Here is an 18,984-nt window from a genome sequence, read left to right as displayed (position 1 = left end):
AGGCATTCGTCACGTGAGCACTCAGACCGCGGACTCCGTCGTCAAGGACGGCGTCCACTACCACCAGTTCGACGTCGTCATCGTGGGCGCCGGCGGCGCCGGCATGCGCGCCGCGATCGAGGCCGGTCCCGGCGCGAAGACGGCCGTCATCACCAAGCTCTACCCGACCCGCAGCCACACCGGCGCGGCACAGGGCGGCATGGCGGCAGCGCTCGCCAACGTCGAAGAGGACTCCTGGGAGTGGCACACCTTCGACACCGTCAAGGGCGGCGACTACCTCGTCGACCAGGACGCAGCCGAGATCCTCGCGAAGGAAGCCATCGACGCGGTCATCGACCTCGAGAACATGGGCCTGCCCTTCAACCGCACGCCCGACGGCAAGATCGACCAGCGCCGTTTCGGCGGGCACACCGCTGAGCATGGCAAGAACCCGGTCCGTCGCGCCTGCTACGCCGCCGACCGGACGGGTCACATGATCCTCCAGACGCTGTTCCAGAACTGCGTCAAGCTCGGCATCAACTTCTTCAACGAGTTCTACGCGCTCGACCTCATCACGGTGAAGGATGCCCTGGGTCGCACCGGCATCGCCGGTGTCGTCGCGTACGAGCTCGCCACCGGCGACCTCCACGTCTTCCACGCCAAGGCCGTCATCTTCGCGACCGGCGGCTTCGGCAAGATCTTCAAGACGACCTCGAACGCCCACACCCTCACCGGTGACGGCGTCGGCATCGTCTGGCGCAAGGGACTGCCGCTCGAGGACATCGAGTTCTTCCAGTTCCACCCGACAGGTCTGGCGGGCCTCGGCATCCTTCTCACCGAGGGTGCCCGCGGCGAGGGCGCGATCCTCCGCAACGCCTCGGGCGAGCGGTTCATGGAGCGCTACGCCCCCACCATCAAGGACCTCGCGCCCCGCGACATCGTCGCCCGGTGCATGGTCAAGGAGGTCCTCGAAGGCCGCGGCGCCGGCCCGAACAAGGACTACGTCTACCTCGACTGCACGCACCTGGGCGCCGAAGTGCTCGAGACGAAGCTCCCCGACATCACCGAGTTCGCCCGTACCTACCTCGGCGTCGACCCGGTCGTCGAGCCGGTGCCGGTCATGCCGACCGCGCACTACGCGATGGGCGGCATCCCGACCAACATCAAGGGCGAGGTCCTCGCCGACAACGACACCGTCGTCCCCGGCCTCTACGCCGCGGGCGAGTGCGCGTGCGTGTCGGTGCACGGCGCGAACCGCCTCGGCACGAACTCGCTCCTGGACATCAACGTCTTCGGGAAGCGCTCCGGCCAGAACGCGGTCGAGTACGTCCAGACCGCCGAGTTCATGCCGCTCCCCGAGGACCCCGCGAAGGAGGTCCGCGAGCTGATCGAGGGCCTGCGCAACAACGCGGGCACCGAGCGCATCTCCACGCTCCGCAAGAAGCTGCAGGAGGAGATGGACGCCAACGCCCAGGTCTTCCGCACCGAAGAGACGCTCACGAACGTCATGGGCACGATCAACGACCTGCGCGAGCGGTACAAGAACGTCCACGTCGACGACAAGGGCAAGCGCTACAACACCGACCTCCTCGAGGCCGTCGAGCTGGGCTTCCTCCTCGACATCGCCGAGATCGTCGCCTACGCCGCGCGCAACCGCAAGGAGAGCCGCGGCGGTCACATGCGCGAGGACTACCCCGACCGCAACGACGACGAATACATGCAGCACACGATGGCCTACCTCACGGGCGACCCGCACTCCGCGAACCCCGAGGACCACATCCGCCTGGATTGGAAGCCGGTCGTGTTCACCAAGAACGAGCAGGGCGAGTACAACTACCCGCCGATGGAGAGGAAGTACTGATGACGATCGTCGACAGCGGCGCCCCGGCGCAGACGCAGGAGACGAACGACTCCGGCATCCAGTCGTACCTGGTCACCTTCATCATCCGGCGCTTCGACCCCGAGGTGGACGCTGAGCCGCGCTGGGTCGACTACGACGTGGAGATGTACCCGACGGACCGCGTGCTGGACGCACTGCACCGCATCAAGTGGGACGTCGACGGCACGCTGAGCTTCCGCCGCTCGTGCGCCCACGGCATCTGCGGCTCGGACGCCATGCGCATCAACGGCCGCAACCGCCTCGCCTGCAAGACGCTGATCAAGGACCTCGACATCTCGAAGCCGATCTACGTCGAGGCGATCAAGGGACTGCCGCTGGAGAAGGACCTCATCGTCGACATGGACCCGTTCTTCGAGTCCTTCCGCGACGTGCAGCCCTTCCTCCAGGCGAACAGCGCCCCGGAGCCCGGCAAGGAGCGCATCCAGTCGATCAAGGACCGCGCCGTCTACGACGACACCACGAAGTGCATCCTCTGCGCCGCGTGCACGTCGTCCTGCCCTGTGTTCTGGACCGACGGTCAGTACTTCGGCCCCGCCGCGATCGTCAACGCGCACCGCTTCATCTTCGACTCGCGCGACGACGCGGGCGACGTGCGCCTCGACATCCTCAACGACAAGGAAGGCGTGTGGCGCTGCCGCACGACCTTCAACTGCACCGAGGCGTGCCCCCGCGGCATCGAGATCACCAAGGCCATCGCCGAGGTCAAGCAGGCGGTCCTCCGCAGCTGATCCGGCCGGATAGCCTCGAGGCGTGACCTCGGACGACACGACGCCTCCCCTGCGCGAGCGGTGGGAGGCGTCTCGTCTGCGCGAGCGACTCGATCAGCCGATCGAGCGGGCCACCGAGCTGACGCAGCGGACCATCGGCTCGTTCCCGGTGCGGGTGTGGCGCCGCTTCCTGCGGCGGAACGGGTTCCTGCTCGCGGCATCCATCAGCTATCAGTCCCTGTTCGCGATCTTCGCGACGCTGTACACCGCGTTCGCCGCCGTCGGCCTCTGGCTGGGCGGTTCGCAGACCGCCATCGACGGACTCATCGCGGTCGTGAACTCCTACCTGCCCGGATTCATCGCGGTCGGGGGAACGCTCGATCCGGCCGACGTGGCGGGCATCGCGCGCGACAGCGGCAGCCTCCTCGCGGTGACGGGTGCGATCGCCGTCACCGTCGCGATCTGGACGGCGATCGGATTCGTCACCTTCACCCGGCGCGCGGTGCGCGACATCTTCGGTCTGCCGTTCGACACGAGGAGCTTCGTGCTCCTCAAACTCGGGGACCTGCTCGCCGCCCTCCTGTTCGGGCTCGCTCTGGTCCTCGGCGCGGTGTTCGGACTCGTCGCGGGCGGTGTCGTGGCGATCGTCCTCGACTGGGCCCAGGTGCCGTACGAATCCACCGCGGTGGACGTATCGAGCCGCATCGCGTCGGTCATCGTCAGCATCCTTCTGAACACCACCGCTCTCACCGGACTCATCCGGTTCCTCACCGGGACCTCGCTGCCGGTGAGGTCGATCATCCCGGGCGCCGCCGCCGGCGGGAGTGCCCTGGCGCTCCTGCAGCTCGGCGCCGGATTCCTCGCGGTCTACTCCCCCACCAACCCGCTCCTGGCGACCTTCACCGTCGTCGGGCTGCTGCTCTGGCTCCGCCTCGCGGGGATCGTGATCCTCGTCGCCGCGTCCTGGATCGCCGTCGCCGCGGATGACGCCGACATCCCGCTCGTGGAGATGACCGCCGAGGAGCGACGGGAGCAGGAGCGCCGCGCGCTCCGCGTCGTGGCCGAAGCCGGTGTCCGCGAGGCGCGGCAAGCGCTCGCGGACGCCTCGTGGTGGCGGAAACCCGGCGCACGGCGTGATCTGCGGCACGCCGAGGACCTCTGGGAACGCACCCGGCGGTGAGTCGATGTCCGCCGCCCTGGATACGCTGGAAGGCGTGCCACGAACACTCCGCATCGCCTCCGTCAACGTCAACGGCATCCGCGCCGCCGCCCGGAAGGGGATGCACGACTGGCTCGAGACCGCGGGGGTCGACGTCCTGACCCTGCAGGAGGTGCGGGCCGAGGCATCCGATCTCGCCGCCGCCCTTCCCGGATGGCACCTGGTGAACGACGAGGCCCTCGCGAAGGGCCGCGCCGGTGTCGCGATCGCGACCCGAGAGCCGTTCGACGTCTGGCGCGTCGAGCTCGGCGACGACACGCTCGATTCGAAGGGCCGGTGGGTCGAAGCCGACATCGAGGTCGACGGCGAGCTGCTCACCGTGGTCAGTGCCTACGTCTTCACGGGCGAGGCGGGCACCGAGAAGCAGGTCGCGAAGTACGCGTTCCTCGACGCGATGGAAGAGCGGATGCCGCACCTCGGCGACCTCGCGCTCATCACCGGCGACCTCAACGTCGGGCACCGCGAGTTCGACATCCGCAACTGGAAGGGCAACGTCAAGAAGGCCGGCTTCCTGCCGCGCGAGCGCGCGTACTTCGACCGCTTCACCGGGCCCGCGGGCGAGACCGTCACGACCGTCGACGGCGAGAGCGGCACCGGGCTCGGCTGGGTAGACGTCGGGCGCAGCTTCGCCGGCGAGGTCGACGGGCCGTACACGTGGTGGTCGAACCGCGGCAAGGCGTTCGACAACGACACCGGCTGGCGGATCGACTACCACCTCGCGACCCCCGAGCTCGCGACGCGGGCGACCGACTACCGGGTCGTCCGGGCACCGTCCTGGGACACCCGCTGGAGCGACCACGCGCCGGTCGTGGCCGACTACACGCTCGGCAGCTGAGGCACGGACGCGGGGGCGCGGCATCCGTTCGCGCCTAGGATCGTAGGGTGAGCAAACCCCGCCTGTACTCCGGAATGCAGCCCTCCGCCGACTCCCTCCAGATCGGCAACTACATCGGGGCGCTCCTGCAGTGGCGGGACATGCAGGAGTCCTACGACGCGTTCTTCTCCGTCGTCGACCTGCACGCCCTCACGCAGCCGAACGATCCCGCGGAGCTGCGCGAGAAGACCCGCCGCACCGCCGCGCAGTACATCGCCGCCGGCATCGAGCCGTCGAAGTCGACGCTGTACGTGCAGTCGCACGTGCGCGCGCACGCCGAGCTCGCCTGGGTGCTGTCCACGGTCACCGGCTTCGGCGAGGCCGGCCGGATGACGCAGTTCAAGGACAAGTCGGCGCGCTACGGCACCGACGCCACCAACGTCGGGCTCTTCACGTACCCGATCCTCATGGCCGCCGACATCCTGCTGTACCAGACGGATCTCGTCCCCGTGGGCGACGACCAGAAGCAGCACGTAGAGCTGACCCGCGACCTCGCCGAGCGCTTCAACAGCCGCCACGGTCAGACGTTCGTCGTGCCGAAGCCCGTCATCCAGAAGGAGACGGCGCGGATCTACGACCTGCAGAACCCGACGTCGAAGATGTCGAAGTCCGCCGAGTCGGATGCCGGTGTCCTGTGGCTTCTCGACGATCCGGCGAAGTCGGCGAAGAAGATCATGCGGGCCGTCACCGACTCGGAGGGCGTCGTCCGCTACGACTCGGAGAACAAGCCCGGCGTCTCGAACCTCCTTGTGATCTACGCCGCCCTCACCGGTCGGCAGGTCCCCTCGATCGAGGACGAGTACGCAGGTCGCGGCTACGGCGACTTTAAGAAGGGGCTCGCCGAGGTCGTCGTCTCGGAGTTCGGTCCCGTGCGCGAGCGCACGCTCGAGCTGCTCGACGACCCGGCCGAGCTCGACCGGGTGCTCGCGACGAACGCCGCCCGCGCCGAGGAGGTCGCCGACCGCACCCTGGGCGACGTCTACGACAAGCTGGGGCTGCTGCGTCGTGCCTGATCAGCCGACTCCCGAGCTCGGGCCCGCCCCGGAGACCGTCGCGGCGATCGACGCGGCCGCTGCGGTGTCGATGGCCGCCCCCGACGACCGCGACGCGCAGGAGCGCCTCTGGCGCGCCGTCTTCGCCCTCGAGCGGTGGATCTTCATCGCGCGCGGAACCGATGAGCAGCCCTCCCCCTTCGCCGCCACCACCGAGCAGGGCCCGGCGATCTTCGCCTTCTCGACGCCGGAGCGTGCCGCAGAGGCGGCGGCGGGGTTCGGCATCCCGCCCGAAGAGGTCGACCGGCTGCTCGCGGTTCCGATGCCGGATGCCGCGGGCTGGGTCGCCTCCTACGCCGAGGTCGGCGTGGAGTCCATCGTGTTCGACGCGCCGGTGACCGGCGCGATGGCCCCGCTGGCCAACCTCGCCGCCATGGCCGTCTGGATCCAGCAGCACCCCGAGGGCTGAGCCTCCCGCTCGTGGGTCGTGGCCGGTCGCGTGCCGGATGCAGGTTCAGACGCCCGCTCGGGGCGATTCAGCCCGCATTCGCGCCGCTGAGCCTGCACTCGGCACAGCGTCAGCGCCGTCGCGCACGCAACAACCCTCTCACCGCCGCAACCACCCGGTCCGGATGCCACATGATGTCAGCCGCCATCGGTCGGAGCGTCGTGTAGCCGAGCGCGGCGAGCGTCAGATCACGACGACGGTCGACCCTGTGGGCGAGCGGACCGGAATGGTGAGCATCGCTGTCGCACTCGACGACGAGCCACCCGTCGACGAGAAGATCAACCCTCCCGACTCCGTCGATCCTCACCTGCACCTCCACCTTCAGCCCGAGGCGGCGCAGGATGAGTCGCATCAACGACTCCGGCCCGGACTCGGCCCGTCCGTCGAGCATCTTCCGGATCACGCGATACTTCCGGGGCACAGCGGCGAAGACGAGGTCGAGCTCCGACGGCAGGACGAGGCCCCAGTGCAATGCGCTGTCGAGGGTGGCGACAGCCGCCGCGGGAGACTGGCAGACGATCGCGTGGGCGAGCAGGTCCCACGGGTGCGAGATGCCCGCCTCGGAGGGTCGCTCCCCGATCGGTGGCGACCAATGACGCGAGGCTCCTTCCGACGGCACACGGAGTCGAGCCGCGTGCGGAGGGATGTGCACGTGAAGCTCCTCCGAGGTGAGGGTGAAGACCCCCAGGAGGCGAAGAGCGCTCACGCAGGTGAGCCGCCCACCGACGCGGGCCGCCCGGACGACATCGGCCGGGACGTCCGAGGCAAGATATCGGCCCCGACGGACCGCCACGATCGCACCGTCCGCTGCGGCCTGCGCGATGGCCCGTTTCGACATCCCGGAAGACCGGAGCTCGTAAGCGGTTCTACAGCGGATGGAGAGGAGGTATGCGGCTCTGTCGGCGAAGACGCGCCGATCACGTGACGAGGTCATGGCACGACGCTCGCCGAGGGCACAGGTGGGCAGCTCGGCTCCGTGAGAAATGTGGCGGACAGGCTCCATAGTGGCCTCGGGGAGGAATCCTCGTGCCGAGTGCAGGGGCAATCGTCGGATCCGTCGGAGCGAACCGGCCGAGACGCATCTGAACCTGCACTCGGCACACGCGGCCGCCGCTAGGGTCGGGTCATGGAACCGGTGACTCTGCGGACCGAGCGGCTCGAGCTGTCCGTCCCGACGGCGGCCGACGTCGACGCGATCACGGCGGCGGCGCAGGATCCCGAAGTGCCGCGGTGGACGACGCTTCCGTCGCCATACGACCGGCGGCACGCGGAGGACTTCGTCGCCAAGGCGACCGGATGGTGGGACGACGAGAGCGAGCTCACCTGGGGCGTCCGCCGCGAGGACCGCTGGATCGGCATGGTCGGCCTCCACCGCGTCGAGAAGCAGGGCTCGGCAGAGATCGGGTTCTGGATGGATGCCGCGGCCCGCGGCCACGGCTACCTCACCGAGGCGGCCACCGCCGTCGTGGACTTCGGGTTCGCGGAGCCCCTCGCTCTCGCCCGGATCCAGTGGCGCGCCGTCGTCGGCAACCACGCTTCTGCGCGGGTCGCGCAGAAGCTCGGGTTCCGGTACGAGGGACTCCTGCGCCAGGGTCTCAGCGATCCGCGCGGCCGCCACGACGGCTGGATCGCCGCGCTCCTGCGCACGGACGACCGCTCGCCGCAGACGTGGCCGGTGCTCTGACAAGCCGGTCCCGTGACAACCCCCTGACCGCCGTCCCCACCGGATGACAGGATGACCCCATGCCTGAGATGCCCGAGGTGCAGGGACTGGTCGACTTCCTCCGCGAGCGTGCGACGGGACTCACCGTCACGAAGGTGTCGGTCGCGAACATCGCCGCCCTGAAGACGTACGACCCGCCGATCGACGCGATCACCGGCGCGACGGTCACCGGTGCGGAGCGTCATGGCAAGTTCGTCGACCTGCAGACGGATGCCGGTGCCCACCTCGTCTTCCACCTCGCCAAGGCCGGCTGGTTGCGCTGGTACGACCAGCTGCCCGCCACGGTCATCCGGCCGGGGAAGACCCCGATCGCCCTACGAGTCGGCTTCGACGACGGCTCCGGGTTCGACCTGACCGAGGCCGGCACCAAGAAGTCCCTGGCCTACTACGCCGCCCGCTCCCCCGCCGACGTGCCCGGCATCGCGCGCCTCGGCCCGGATCCCCTCGACTCCGCGTTCACGCGCGACACGCTCGCGGAGCTCCTGGCGGGGCGCCGCACGCAGATCAAGGGCGTCCTGCGGGACCAGTCGATCGTCGCGGGGATCGGCAACGCCTATTCCGACGAGATCCTCCACGCCGCGAAGATGTCGCCGTACGCATTGGCTGCAGGGCTGACGGATGCCGAGATCGACAGACTCTACGCCGCGTTGCGGCAGACCCTCGCCGAGGCGGTGGCCGCGGCATCCGGCAAACCTCCGGCCGACCTCAAGGACGCCAAGCGCCGCGGGATGGCCGTCCACGGCCGACGCGGCGAGGCGTGCCCGGTGTGCGGCGATGAGGTGCGATCGGTGTTCTTCGCCGACAACAGCCTCGAGTACTGCCCCACGTGTCAGACGGGCGGCAAGATCCTCGCGGACCGCCGCCTGTCGAGGCTCCTGAAGTAGGTCAGACGGTTCCGGCGAGGACCCGGGCGTCGTCGTCGACCCAGCCCATCGACTTCGAGACGGCCTTCTCCCACAGCCGGCATCGGCGGTCGCGCTCGTCGGGGTCCATCTGCGGCTCGAACCGGCGGTCCTCCTGCCAGTACCCGCGGAGCGCGTCCTTGTCGGACCACACGCCGACGGCGAGACCGGCGGCGTAGGCGGCGCCGAGAGCCGTCGTCTCGACGACCTTGGGGCGGATGACGGGGATGCCGAGGATGTCGGCCTGGAACTGCATGAGCGTGTCGTTGCGGGTCATGCCGCCGTCGACGCGGAGCTCGTCGAGGTCGCGGCCGGTGTCGGAGATGACGGCGGCGATCACGTCGCGCGTCTGGAACGCTGTCGCCTCGAGGGCGGCGCGGGCGATGTGGGCCTTGGTGACGTAGCGGGTGAGGCCGACGAGGGCGCCGCGCGCGTCGGGTCGCCAGTACGGGGCGAACAGTCCCGAGAAGGCGGGCACGAAGTAGGCGCCGCCGTTGTCCTCGACGCTGCGGGCGAGCCGCTCGACCTCGCCCGAATCGGAGATGATCCCGAGGTTGTCGCGCAGCCACTGCACGAGCGAGCCGGTGACGGCGATGGAACCTTCGAGCGCGTAGTGGGCGGGCTCGTCGCCGATGCGGTAGGCGACCGTCGTGATGAGACCCGCCTCGGAGCGGACGAGCTCGGTGCCGGTCCCGACGAGCAGGAAGTTGCCGGTGCCGTACGTGTTCTTGGACTGCCCGGCGTCGAAGGCGGCCTGCCCGAAGGTGGCGGCCTGCTGGTCCCCGAGGATGCCGGCGATCCGGATGCCGCGCGCAACCCGCGGCTGCGCGACCTCGCCGTAGACCTCCGAGGAGGAGCGGATCTCGGGCAGCATCGCGCGCGGGATGTCCCAGATCTCGAGCATCTCGTCCGACCAGTCGAGGGTCTTGAGATCCATCAGCAGCGTGCGGCTCGCGTTGGTGACGTCCGTGATGTGGATGCCGCCGTCGCTGCCACCCGTGAGGTTCCAGACGATCCACGTGTCCGGCGTGCCGAACATCAGGTCGCCGTTCCGCGCCGCGTCGCGCGCCCCGTCGACGTTGTCGAGGATCCACGCGATCTTCGACGCGGAGAAGTACGACGCGAGCGGCAGCCCCGTCACGTCGGCGAAGGCGTCGACGCCGTGCGTCTCGATCAGCCGGTCGATCGCGGGCTGCGTGCGGGTGTCCTGCCAGACGATCGCATTGTGGATCGGCCGGCCGGTGCGGCGGTCCCAGACGATCGCGGTCTCGCGCTGGTTGGTCACGCCGATGGCGGCGACGTCCGACGGCGCCAGCCCCACCTGGTTGAGGACGCGGGCGAGCACCCATTCCGTGTTCGTCCAGATCTCCACGGGGTCGTGCTCGACCCGCCCGGCCCGCGGGAAGATCTGCTCGTGCTCCCGCTGCGCGGTGGCGACGAGCGCCCCTTCGCCGTCGAACACGATCGCGCGTGTCGAGGTGGTTCCCTGGTCGATGGCGATCACGTGTTCGGCCACGTCTCGTCTCCTCTTCGAGTGCTCGTCGCTGATCGCGACGCGGATGCCGGCGTCAGACAGCGACGGGATCGGCGGCGTGCACCGCGGCGAGCGTCCGGTCGATCTCCGAGCGGCGGGTCGCGGCATCCCAGCCCATCACATCCGAGACGGCGTAGGCCACCTCTTCGACGACCTCGCGGGTCGCCTCACCGCGGAAGCCGATGTTCGTGCGGCGCAGGAAGATGTCGTCGAGGTGCACGACCGACTCGCGGGTCGCCATGTAACGGAACTCTCCCGAGCTGAATCGCGGCAGCGTCGACAGGGGCGCGTCGTCGTCGTCCTGGCGGAGCGCGGTGGCGACGGCCAGCGCGTGCGTGCCGTAGCGGTGCAGCAGACGCGTACCGCGCTCGAGTCCGAAGTCCGAGAGGTGCTGGTGCACCCATTCGTCGCGGTCGGCGTCGGTGCGGGGGAACCCGACGGCGCCGCCGATCGGCAGACCCTTCGTGGAGCGGACACGCTCGCGGCCGATCCGGGTCATCAGCTCGTCTGTCAGTCGTGCGGCGACGGCGCGGAACGTGGTCCACTTGCCGCCGACCAGGCTGAGCACCGGCACGCGGTCCGACCCGGGGAGGATCGCCTCTTCGATGCGGTAGTCGCGCGAGACGAAGCCCGCGGCCATGTCGCCGTGCCCGGGGAGGGGACGGACACCCGAGTAGCGGTGGACGATCTGCGAGCGGTCGACGGGGATCGTCGGGAAGACGTGACCGATGAGGTCGAGGAAGTAGTCGACCTCCTCCTCGGTGCAGACAGCCGGCTCGGACATGTCGTGCTCGAGGTCGCTCGTTCCGACCAGGACGCGACCGTTGAGGGGGTAGATGAGGACGATGCGTCCGTCGGAGTGCTCGAAGAACAGCTCGCGTCCTCCGGTGGCCTGCATGAGCTCGGGGTGGTCGAGGACGATGTGCGACCCCTTGGTGCCGCCCATGTAGCGGGTGGCGTCGCCGAGCGCGCGGTTGGCGAGGTCGGTCCACGGCCCCGCCGCGTTGAGGACGACGGATGCCGCGAACGGAAACTCCTCGCCGCTCTCCTCGTCGCGGAGCACGACCTTGCCATCCTGGACGCCCGCGGCCGAGACGTAGTTCGCGGCGCGAGCGCGGCTGCCGCCGACGGCGATGCCGTCCCGGACGAGATCGAGACCGAGGCGCTCGGGGTCGCGGAGCGAGGCATCCCAGTACGTGGCGGTGTACTTGACGTCGGGGTTGAGGTCGGGCAGGGCGCGGAGCGACCGGCGGCGACCGTGGAACGTGTGGCGGGGGACCTTGCCGCCGCCGCGCGAGAACGAGTCGTAGATGATGAGCCCCACCTTGATGAGGAGGGCGCCGCGTTCGGTCGAGGCCGTCTTGCGATGCAGCACCATGCGGAGCGGTGCCGACAGGAGGCCCGAGAAGGTCGAGAAGATCGGCACGGTGGTGCGGAGCGGTCGGACGTAGTGAGCCGCCGTCGTGAGCAGGTCGTTGCGCTCGGTGACGGCTTCGTGGACGAGTCGGAGCTCGCCGTTCTCGAGATAGCGGATGCCGCCGTGGATCATGTGGCTCGACGCGGCCGACGCTCCGGAGAGGAAGTCGCTCTTCTCGACCAGGGCGACGTCGATGCCCTGGAGGGCCAGGTCGCGGAAGGTCGCGACGCCGTTGATGCCGCCGCCGATGATGAGCACGTCCGCCTGGGGCCGCTCCCGCAGCGCCGCTGTCGTCGATCGGATGTCCGCGTCCACGTCACACACTCCCACTTCTGCCGGGTGTCGACCCGGTCGCCTCAGACCGCCACCGCAGTGGCTGATGGGACCAATGATGACATTCGTGGACGGGATTGCAGTCGCCATGCACATACGTGCACACTGTCATCCGTGGAAGAGACGCTCGATCCCGACGACATCCGTCGCGCCCTCACGGCCGCGCACCTGTACTACGTCCAGGACCGCACGATGGAAGCCATCGCGCGCGAACTCGGGACCTCCCGATCGACCGTGTCGCGCCTGCTGTCGCGTGCCCGCGCGACCGGGATCGTGGACATCCGCATCCGCTCCCCCTTCGCCGCGCCGCAGCTGCTCGAGCAGAACCTCGCGGACCGCTACGGCATCACCGCGCATGTCGTTCCGGTGCCCGACGACGCCAGCGACGTGGAGCGACTCGAGCGCGTCGCGACGGCTGCCGCCCACCTGCTCGGCGACCTCATCGTCGCGGACACCACCGTGGGGATCGCCTGGGGGTCGACGACGGCGGCGGTCAGCCGGCGCCTCGTCCCGAAGTCCGTGCACGGCACGACGTTCGTGCAGCTGAACGGCTCGGGGAACACGCGGACGACGGGCCTGCTGTACGCCAGCGACATCCTCAGCCGCTTCGCCGAGGCCTACGGCGGAAACGCGCAGCAGTTCCCGGTGCCGGCGTTCTTCGACGACCCGCGCACGAAGCACGCGATGTGGCGGGAACGCAGCACCACCCGCATCCTCGCCATCCAGGCGGCGATGGACCTCGTCGTCTTCAGCGTCGGCGCCGCCGACTCGCGCGTCCCCAGCCACGTCTACTCCGGCGGCTATCTCGAACCCGAAGAGCTCGCCGCGCTCGACGGCGAGGGGGTGGTGGGCGACGTCGCGACGGTGTTCTACCGGCTCGACGGCTCCACGCGCGGGATCGAGCTCAACGACCGCGCGACGGGCCCGCGGTTCGACGTGCTCCGCCGCGTGCCGAGTCGCGTCTGCATCGTCTCGGGCGTCGACAAACGCGACAGTCTGCGCGGGGCGCTCGCCGCCCGCCTCGTCACCGAGCTGGTCGTCGATGAGGCGACCGCCCGCGCGCTGACCGAATGACCTCGGAAGTCAAGAGATGACGCGGGAATGAAACCGGCGAAGAGCGGTTGATTACACTGCAAGAGCAAGAAACGTGCTCCGGGGTCGGTGGGAATCCGAACCGGCGGTGACAGTCCGCGAGCGGGACCCAGGTCCTGCTGATCCGGTGGAAATCCGGAACCGACGGTGATGCGACGAGAGTCGCTAGTCCGGATGGGAGGCAGCACGGTGGATGCGGCGACGCCGTATCCACCTGTCGCGCCCGCGCCCCGGAGAACCCCATCGTGAGGATCCGGATGAGTGTCACCGACGCGGAGCGCAGCGCGCTCCGTCACGCGTTCGCGCTCGCGACGAACGGGCCTCGCGGCCTGAACCCGCAGGTCGGGGCCGTCATCCTCTCGCCCGAGGGCGCCGTGCTCGCCGAGGGCTGGCACCACGGCGCCGGCACCCCCCATGCCGAGATCGACGCGCTGTCGAAACTGGGGCCGGATGCCGCCCGCGGCGCCACCGCCGTCGTGACCCTCGAGCCCTGCAACCACACCGGCCGCACCGGCCCGTGCGCCGTCGCCCTCATCGAGGCCGGGGTCGCTCGCGTCGTCTACTCGGCCGAGGACCCGGGCGCCGTCTCGTCCGGAGGCGCAGAGCGCTTGCGCGCCGCCGGTCTCGACGTCGAGGGGGGCGTGCTCCGCGAGGAGGGCGAAGACCTCATCTCGTCGTGGCTGACCGTGCAGCGCCTGGGGCGACCGCATGTCACCGTCAAGTGGGCGCAGTCGCTCGACGGTCGGGCCGCGGCATCCGACGGCACCAGCCAGTGGATCACGGGACCCGACGCGCGCGCGGACGTGCACCGCCGCCGCTCACGGGCGGACGCGATCGTCGTCGGCACCGGCACCGTCCTCGCGGACGACCCCGCGCTCACCGCACGCACCGCGGACGGATCGCTCTACGAGGACCAGCCGCGGCCGGTCGTCGTCGGAATCCGCGCAGTCCCCCAGGAGGCCGCGCTCCGGCGCCACCCGCGGCCGTTCATGCAGGACGAGGGCGAGGATCTCCGCGACCTGCTCGACAGGCTCCGCGAACTCGGCGCTCACCGCGTGTTCCTCGAGGGCGGCCCGACGCTCGCGGCGTCGTTCCTGCGCCAGGGACTGGTCGACGAGCTCCTCGTGTACGTCGCGCCGACCCTAATCGGAGGAGACCGCGTCGCGGTCGGCGACATCGGAGTCACGACGATCGCAGAGCAGCGCCGACTCGAGATCCTCGGTCTCGACCGACTCGGTGACGACATCCTCGTCACCTTGACCCCCAAGGAGGGCTGATGTTCACGGGCATCATCGAAGAGCAGGGCGTCATCACCGCCATTGATCCGTCCGGCGACGGCGTACGCCTCGCGGTCCGCGCACCGCTCGCGGTCTCGGACGCGCAGCGCGGCGACTCGATCTCCATCAGCGGGGTCTGCCTCACGGTCACCGACCAGACGCCGGAGGGGTTCACCGCCGACGTCATGAAGCAGACGCTCGACATGTCGACGCTCGGCACGCTCGCCGTCGGCTCCCCCGTCAACGTCGAGCGCGCCCTGGCCGCGCACACCCGGCTCGGCGGGCACATCGTGCAGGGACACGTCGACGGCACCGGCGAGGTGCTCGAGGTGCGCCCCGGCGAGCAGTGGCGCGTCATCCGCGTCTCGCTGCCCGCGGACCTCGCCCCCCTCGTCGTCGACAAGGGATCGATCACCGTGCAGGGCGTCTCGCTCACCGTCTCGGACGTGTCGGACGCCGACGCGTCGTCGCAGTGGTTCGAGATCTCCCTCATCCCCGAGACCCTCGAGGTGACCACACTCGGCGCGCTGACGCCCGGCGACCGGGTCAACCTCGAAACCGACATCCTGGCGCGGCACGTGCAGCGCCTGCTCCGATTCGCCTCACCCGACGGCATCCCGTCCACAGAAGAAGGAGGCTCCCGATGAGCCTTTCGTCCATCCCCGACGCCCTGGCAGCCCTCAAGGAAGGCCGACCGATCCTGGTCGCCGACGACGAGAGCCGCGAGAACGAGGGCGACATCATCATCTCCGCCGAGCTGGCCTCGCCGGAGTGGCTCGCCTGGACCATCCGGTGGTCCAGCGGCTTTCTCTGCGCGCCGATGCCGGCGGACTGGGCCGACCGGCTCGACCTGCCGCCGATGGTCGAGGTCAACCAGGACGCCCGCAGCACCGCGTACACCGTGAGCGTCGACGCCGCCGACGGCGTCACGACCGGCATCAGCGCGTCGGACCGCGCCCGGACGGCCAACGTCCTCGCGGACCCGACGTCGGTCCCCGCCTCCCTCATCCGCCCCGGCCACGTACTCCCGCTCCGCGCCGTCGACGGCGGCGTGCGCGAGCGCGCCGGGCACACCGAAGCCGCGGTCGAGCTCATGCAGCTCGCCGGCCTCCAGCCCGTCGCCGTCATCGGCGAAGTGGTCGCTGACGACGGCAGCATGATGCGGATGCCGGGCCTGCTGGAGATGGGCGAGCGCGAAGGCATCCCCGTCATCACGATCGAACAGCTCATCGCGCACGTGAGCGCAGCCGACGGCGACAGCGCCGCCGCACACACCGACCACATCGGCAAGCGTCGCGTGAGCCTGCGCGCGGAGGCGAAGGTCCCGACCTCGCACGGGGAGTTCCGCTTCCTCGCGTACAAGGACCGCATCACCGGCACCGACCACATCGCCGTCGTCTCCGGCGAACTCACCGAGGAGGCGCCGCTCGTACGGGTCCACTCGGAGTGCCTGACCGGTGAGGCCTTCGGCTCGCTGAAGTGCGAGTGCGGTCCGCAGCTCGAGGCGGCCCTGGACGCCATCGAGCAGGACGGCGGCGTCGTCATCTACATGCGCGGCCATGAGGGTCGCGGCATCGGTCTCATCAACAAGCTGCGGGCCTACAGCCTGCAGGAGCGCGGCCTCGACACGGTCGACGCGAACCTCGCACTCGGGCTGCCGGCCGACGCTCGCGACTACGCGGCGGCCGCCGGCATCCTCACCGACCTCGGCGTCAAGCAGATCCGCCTGCTGACCAACAACACCGACAAGGTCTCGCAGCTGCGCGCACTCGGCCTGACGATCGTCGACCAGGTGCCGCTGCTCGTCGGGGTCGGCGCGAACAACCACCAGTACCTGGCGACGAAGGCCGACCGCATGGGTCACATCATCGACGCCGACGAACTGCGCGAAGCACTCGCGCACAGCGAGGAGCACAAGGCATGAGCGGCCACGGAGCACCCCAGACCGAGATCGTCGACGCGAGCGACCTGTCGGTCGTCGTCGTCGCCGGCCAGTGGCACGATGTCATCACCGATGGGTTGATCGCCGGCGCGAAGCGCATCCTCGACGCGTCGGGCGCCTCGTGGCGACTCGTCCGCGTCCCGGGATCGTTCGAGCTGCCGGTCGCCGCCAAGGCGGCACTCGACGCCGGCGCCGACGCGGCCGTCGCGCTCGGGGTCATCATCCGGGGCGGCACTCCCCACTTCGATTTCGTGTCCTCCGCCGCGACCGACGGCCTCACCCGCGTCGCGCTCGACACCGGCAAGCCCGTCGGCTTCGGCGTCCTGACGCTGGACGACGAGCAGCAGGGACTCGACCGGGCGGGCCTGGAGGGCTCGAAGGAGGACAAGGGTGCGGAAGCAGCGGATGCCGCGATCCGCACCGCGCTCGTCCTCCGCGACCTCCGCGTCTGAGAGCTCGAGCCGATGCTGCGCGGGATCTCCACCTTCAGGTAGCCTGAGGGCATGGAGACCCTGCGCAGCATCGTCGTTCTCGTCCACCTCGTCGGATTCGCGACGCTCTTCGGTGCGTGGGTGGTCGAACTCGTCGGTCAGCGCCGCGTGACCCGCATCATGCACTGGGGACTCGGCATCGCCCTCGTGGCCGGCCTCGCACTGTCGGCGCCCTGGGGACTCGACCACGACCTCAACTACGCGAAGATCGGCATCAAGCTCGTCATCCTGGTGATCATCGGCGGGCTCCTCGGCGCGGGCGCGGGACGTCTGCGGAAGTCGGGCTCCGTCCCCGCGGGGATCTTCTGGCCCATCGGCATCCTGACGCTCGTCAACGCCGGCCTCGCCGTCATCTGGCGCTGACCGGGACTTCTCGCGCGACGCGCGGGAGTAGGGTGGAGGTTTGCGTCGACCACTCCGTCGACGCATCGGTGATCCCAGTGCTGTGATGCCCTCGCGTCACCCCTGCGAGCGCATCCGCCGCCGACACGTCCCATGAGGACCCACCGCTTCGTTCCGAAGGTCCCCCGCATGTCATCCGCAGCACCCGCGGCATCCGCCGCACCCGCCAATCCGCGCTCCCGCGTCATCACGGCGAGCCTGATCGGCACGACGATCGAGTTCTACGACTTCTACGTCTACGCGACCGCCGCCGTCCTCGTCTTCCCCATCCTCTTCTTCCCGGCCGGCAACGACACCGTGAACCTGCTGCTGTCGTTCAGCATCTTCGGCGCGGCCATGGTCGCGCGCCCCGTCGGCGCCGTCATCTTCGGCCACTTCGGCGACAAGTTCGGTCGCAAGGCCACGCTCGTCGGATCGCTCCTGACGATGGGCGTCGCGACGTTCCTCATCGGCTTCCTGCCGACCTACGGCCAGGTCGGCATCGTCGCCCCGATCCTGCTCCTGATCCTCCGCCTCGCGCAGGGCTTCGCCCTCGGCGGCGAGTGGTCGGGCGCTGCGCTCGTCGCGACCGAGAACGCTCCGAAGGGAAAGCGAGCCTGGTACGGCACGTTCCCGCAGCTCGGTGCGCCGATCGGCTTCATCATCGCCAACACCGTCTTCCTGGTGATCTACTTCCTCCTCCCCCACCCGGACGGACCCGCGCAGCGCAGCGAGGAGTTCCTCGCCTGGGGCTGGCGCGTGCCGTTCCTGTTCTCGGCGGTCATGGTCATCGTCGGTCTCTACGTGCGCCTGAAGCTCGTCGAATCGGCGACGTTCGCGAAGGCCGAGAAGACCGGGGCGATCCGCAAGTTCCCGCTGGGTGAAGTCGTCCGACGCCACTGGAAGCAGCTCATCCTCGGCACGTTCATCATGCTGGCGACCTACGTGCTCTTCTACCTGATGACCAGCTTCACCCTGGCGTACGGCACCAAGGCCACCACCGACGGTGCCGCCGCGGCCGCCCAGGCCGCCGGGACGCCCTTCGACGCGGCCACCTATGTGCCCGGCCTCGGGTTCGGGTACACGGACTTCGTCATCATGCAGATCGTCGGCGTCATCTTCTTCGGCGTCTTCACACTGCTGTCCGGCCCCGTCGCCGACTCGATCGGACGTCGTCGCCTGCTGCTGTGGATCACGGGACTCATCGGCGTCTTCGGCCTGCTGTTCAACGTGTTCCTGCTGCCCCAGCTCGACCCGAAGTTCAGCGGTGCACTCGTGCAGGCGTTCCTCATCCTCGGGTTCATGCTCATGGGCGCGACGTTCGGCCCGATGGGGGCCCTGTTGCCCGAGCTCTTCCCGACGAACGTCCGCTACACGGGGTCGGCGATCTCGTACAACGTGTCGTCGATCCTCGGTGCCGCTCTCGCTCCGATCGTTGCGACCGCGCTGTGGGCGGCCGCGGGCGGCTCGCCGTGGCTGGTCGGCATCTACCTGTCGGGCTCCGCCGTCCTCACCTTCATCGCCCTGTGGCTGTCGAAGGAGACGAAGGACGTCGAGTACGAGACGAACATCGGACACGCGGACCTCGGCATCCGTTCTGTCAAGAGTTCCCCTCGGGCACGAGGCGGGTCTATCGTCGGCCTCACAGGCACACGAGGGAGTGGACCATGGCTATCAAGAAGGTCACCCAGGCATCGGTCGTCGAGTACGACC

At 69.6% G+C, this 18,984-nt stretch carries 18 protein-coding genes and 1 riboswitch; of the genes, 15 read left to right on the top strand and 3 right to left on the bottom strand.

All coding sequences use genetic code 11. From position 1 onward, the window contains the following. Window positions 1-13 precede the first annotated feature (13 nt). The 6 genes from sdhA to MRBLMI1x_RS07705 are packed head-to-tail and all read left to right on the top strand — an operon-like array spanning window position 14 to window position 6,140. Entirely contained in the window at window positions 14-1,840 is a 1,827-nt protein-coding gene (gene sdhA / locus MRBLMI1x_RS07730) for a succinate dehydrogenase flavoprotein subunit (protein ID WP_018188786.1), read from the top strand. After that, on the top strand, window positions 1,840-2,607 hold the full coding sequence (locus MRBLMI1x_RS07725; RefSeq protein WP_018188787.1) for a succinate dehydrogenase iron-sulfur subunit: 768 nt from the start codon (window positions 1,840-1,842) through the stop codon (window positions 2,605-2,607). Before sdhA ends, MRBLMI1x_RS07725 begins: the two co-directional genes overlap by 1 nt. Before the next feature lie 22 nt (window positions 2,608-2,629). Then, entirely contained in the window at window positions 2,630-3,766 is a 1,137-nt protein-coding gene (locus MRBLMI1x_RS07720; RefSeq protein WP_363457895.1) for a YihY/virulence factor BrkB family protein, read from the top strand. A gap of 4 nt (window positions 3,767-3,770) precedes the next feature. Beyond that, window positions 3,771-4,640, top strand: a complete 870-nt coding sequence (locus MRBLMI1x_RS07715; protein WP_414685571.1) for an exodeoxyribonuclease III — start codon at window positions 3,771-3,773, stop codon at window positions 4,638-4,640. Between the two features lie 47 nt (window positions 4,641-4,687). Next, window positions 4,688-5,692 (top strand): tryptophan--tRNA ligase, encoded by a 1,005-nt coding sequence (gene trpS, locus MRBLMI1x_RS07710; RefSeq protein ID WP_081626483.1) that lies wholly within the window; start codon window positions 4,688-4,690, stop codon window positions 5,690-5,692. Further along, a complete protein-coding gene (locus MRBLMI1x_RS07705; protein ID WP_363457888.1) occupies window positions 5,685-6,140 on the top strand; it encodes a hypothetical protein in 456 nt (151 codons plus the stop codon). The genes trpS and MRBLMI1x_RS07705 overlap by 8 nt, the downstream gene beginning before the upstream one ends. A gap of 109 nt (window positions 6,141-6,249) precedes the next feature. Here MRBLMI1x_RS07705 and MRBLMI1x_RS07700 read toward each other — a convergent pair whose 3' ends face one another. Then, window positions 6,250-7,017: an endonuclease domain-containing protein gene (locus tag MRBLMI1x_RS07700; RefSeq protein WP_363457885.1), complete on the bottom strand. Its 768-nt coding sequence runs from the start codon at window positions 7,015-7,017 to the stop codon at window positions 6,250-6,252. 288 nt (window positions 7,018-7,305) lie between these two features. Here MRBLMI1x_RS07700 and MRBLMI1x_RS07695 point away from each other — a divergent pair, with 288 nt between their 5' ends. Then, the gene (locus tag MRBLMI1x_RS07695; RefSeq protein WP_363457882.1) at window positions 7,306-7,863 is read left to right on the top strand and encodes a GNAT family N-acetyltransferase; all 558 of its coding nucleotides are present in this window, start codon (window positions 7,306-7,308) and stop codon (window positions 7,861-7,863) included. Between the two features lie 59 nt (window positions 7,864-7,922). Then, a complete protein-coding gene (locus MRBLMI1x_RS07690) occupies window positions 7,923-8,786 on the top strand; it encodes an Fpg/Nei family DNA glycosylase (RefSeq protein ID WP_363457879.1) in 864 nt (287 codons plus the stop codon). A 1-nt stretch (window position 8,787) separates the two neighbouring features. Here the strand turns inward: MRBLMI1x_RS07690 and glpK are convergent, their stop codons facing one another. Continuing rightward, window positions 8,788-10,320 carry a glycerol kinase GlpK gene (gene glpK / locus MRBLMI1x_RS07685; RefSeq protein WP_028497335.1) on the bottom strand — a complete coding sequence of 511 codons (1,533 nt, stop codon included), beginning with the start codon at window positions 10,318-10,320 and terminating at the stop codon, window positions 8,788-8,790. Window positions 10,321-10,372: 52 nt separating this feature from the next. Further along, window positions 10,373-12,070 carry a glycerol-3-phosphate dehydrogenase/oxidase gene (locus tag MRBLMI1x_RS07680; protein ID WP_018188796.1) on the bottom strand — a complete coding sequence of 566 codons (1,698 nt, stop codon included), beginning with the start codon at window positions 12,068-12,070 and terminating at the stop codon, window positions 10,373-10,375. A gap of 132 nt (window positions 12,071-12,202) precedes the next feature. On the opposite strand from MRBLMI1x_RS07680, the gene MRBLMI1x_RS07675 reads away from it, so the two are divergent. From MRBLMI1x_RS07675 to MRBLMI1x_RS07645, 7 genes are all read left to right on the top strand, one after another. Continuing rightward, the gene (locus MRBLMI1x_RS07675; protein WP_018188797.1) at window positions 12,203-13,162 is read left to right on the top strand and encodes a sugar-binding transcriptional regulator; all 960 of its coding nucleotides are present in this window, start codon (window positions 12,203-12,205) and stop codon (window positions 13,160-13,162) included. Between the two features lie 69 nt (window positions 13,163-13,231). Beyond that, window positions 13,232-13,372, top strand: a riboswitch (FMN riboswitch). Window positions 13,373-13,437: 65 nt separating this feature from the next. Continuing rightward, on the top strand, window positions 13,438-14,457 hold the full coding sequence (ribD, locus tag MRBLMI1x_RS07670; RefSeq protein WP_018188798.1) for a bifunctional diaminohydroxyphosphoribosylaminopyrimidine deaminase/5-amino-6-(5-phosphoribosylamino)uracil reductase RibD: 1,020 nt from the start codon (window positions 13,438-13,440) through the stop codon (window positions 14,455-14,457). Next, window positions 14,457-15,104 carry a riboflavin synthase gene (locus MRBLMI1x_RS07665; protein WP_018188799.1) on the top strand — a complete coding sequence of 216 codons (648 nt, stop codon included), beginning with the start codon at window positions 14,457-14,459 and terminating at the stop codon, window positions 15,102-15,104. The genes ribD and MRBLMI1x_RS07665 overlap by 1 nt, the downstream gene beginning before the upstream one ends. Further along, complete coding sequence (locus MRBLMI1x_RS07660) at window positions 15,101-16,381, top strand: bifunctional 3,4-dihydroxy-2-butanone-4-phosphate synthase/GTP cyclohydrolase II (RefSeq protein ID WP_018188800.1); 1,281 nt, start codon at window positions 15,101-15,103, stop codon at window positions 16,379-16,381. Before MRBLMI1x_RS07665 ends, MRBLMI1x_RS07660 begins: the two co-directional genes overlap by 4 nt. Further along, window positions 16,378-16,851 (top strand): 6,7-dimethyl-8-ribityllumazine synthase, encoded by a 474-nt coding sequence (gene ribH / locus MRBLMI1x_RS07655; RefSeq protein WP_018188801.1) that lies wholly within the window; start codon window positions 16,378-16,380, stop codon window positions 16,849-16,851. Before MRBLMI1x_RS07660 ends, ribH begins: the two co-directional genes overlap by 4 nt. 51 nt (window positions 16,852-16,902) lie before the next feature. Beyond that, window positions 16,903-17,253: a hypothetical protein gene (locus MRBLMI1x_RS07650; RefSeq protein ID WP_018188802.1), complete on the top strand. Its 351-nt coding sequence runs from the start codon at window positions 16,903-16,905 to the stop codon at window positions 17,251-17,253. Window positions 17,254-17,421: 168 nt separating this feature from the next. Then, the coding region (locus MRBLMI1x_RS07645) for an MFS transporter (protein WP_363457871.1) at window positions 17,422-18,984 on the top strand (1,563 nt) is incomplete at its 3' end.

The sequence above is a fragment of the Microbacterium sp. LMI1x-1-1.1 genome (assembly GCF_040676205.1).
Classification (GTDB): domain Bacteria; phylum Actinomycetota; class Actinomycetes; order Actinomycetales; family Microbacteriaceae; genus Microbacterium; species Microbacterium aquilitoris.
Note: the sequence above shows the minus strand (reverse complement) of the source record. Positions and strands in the feature narration are given on the sequence as shown.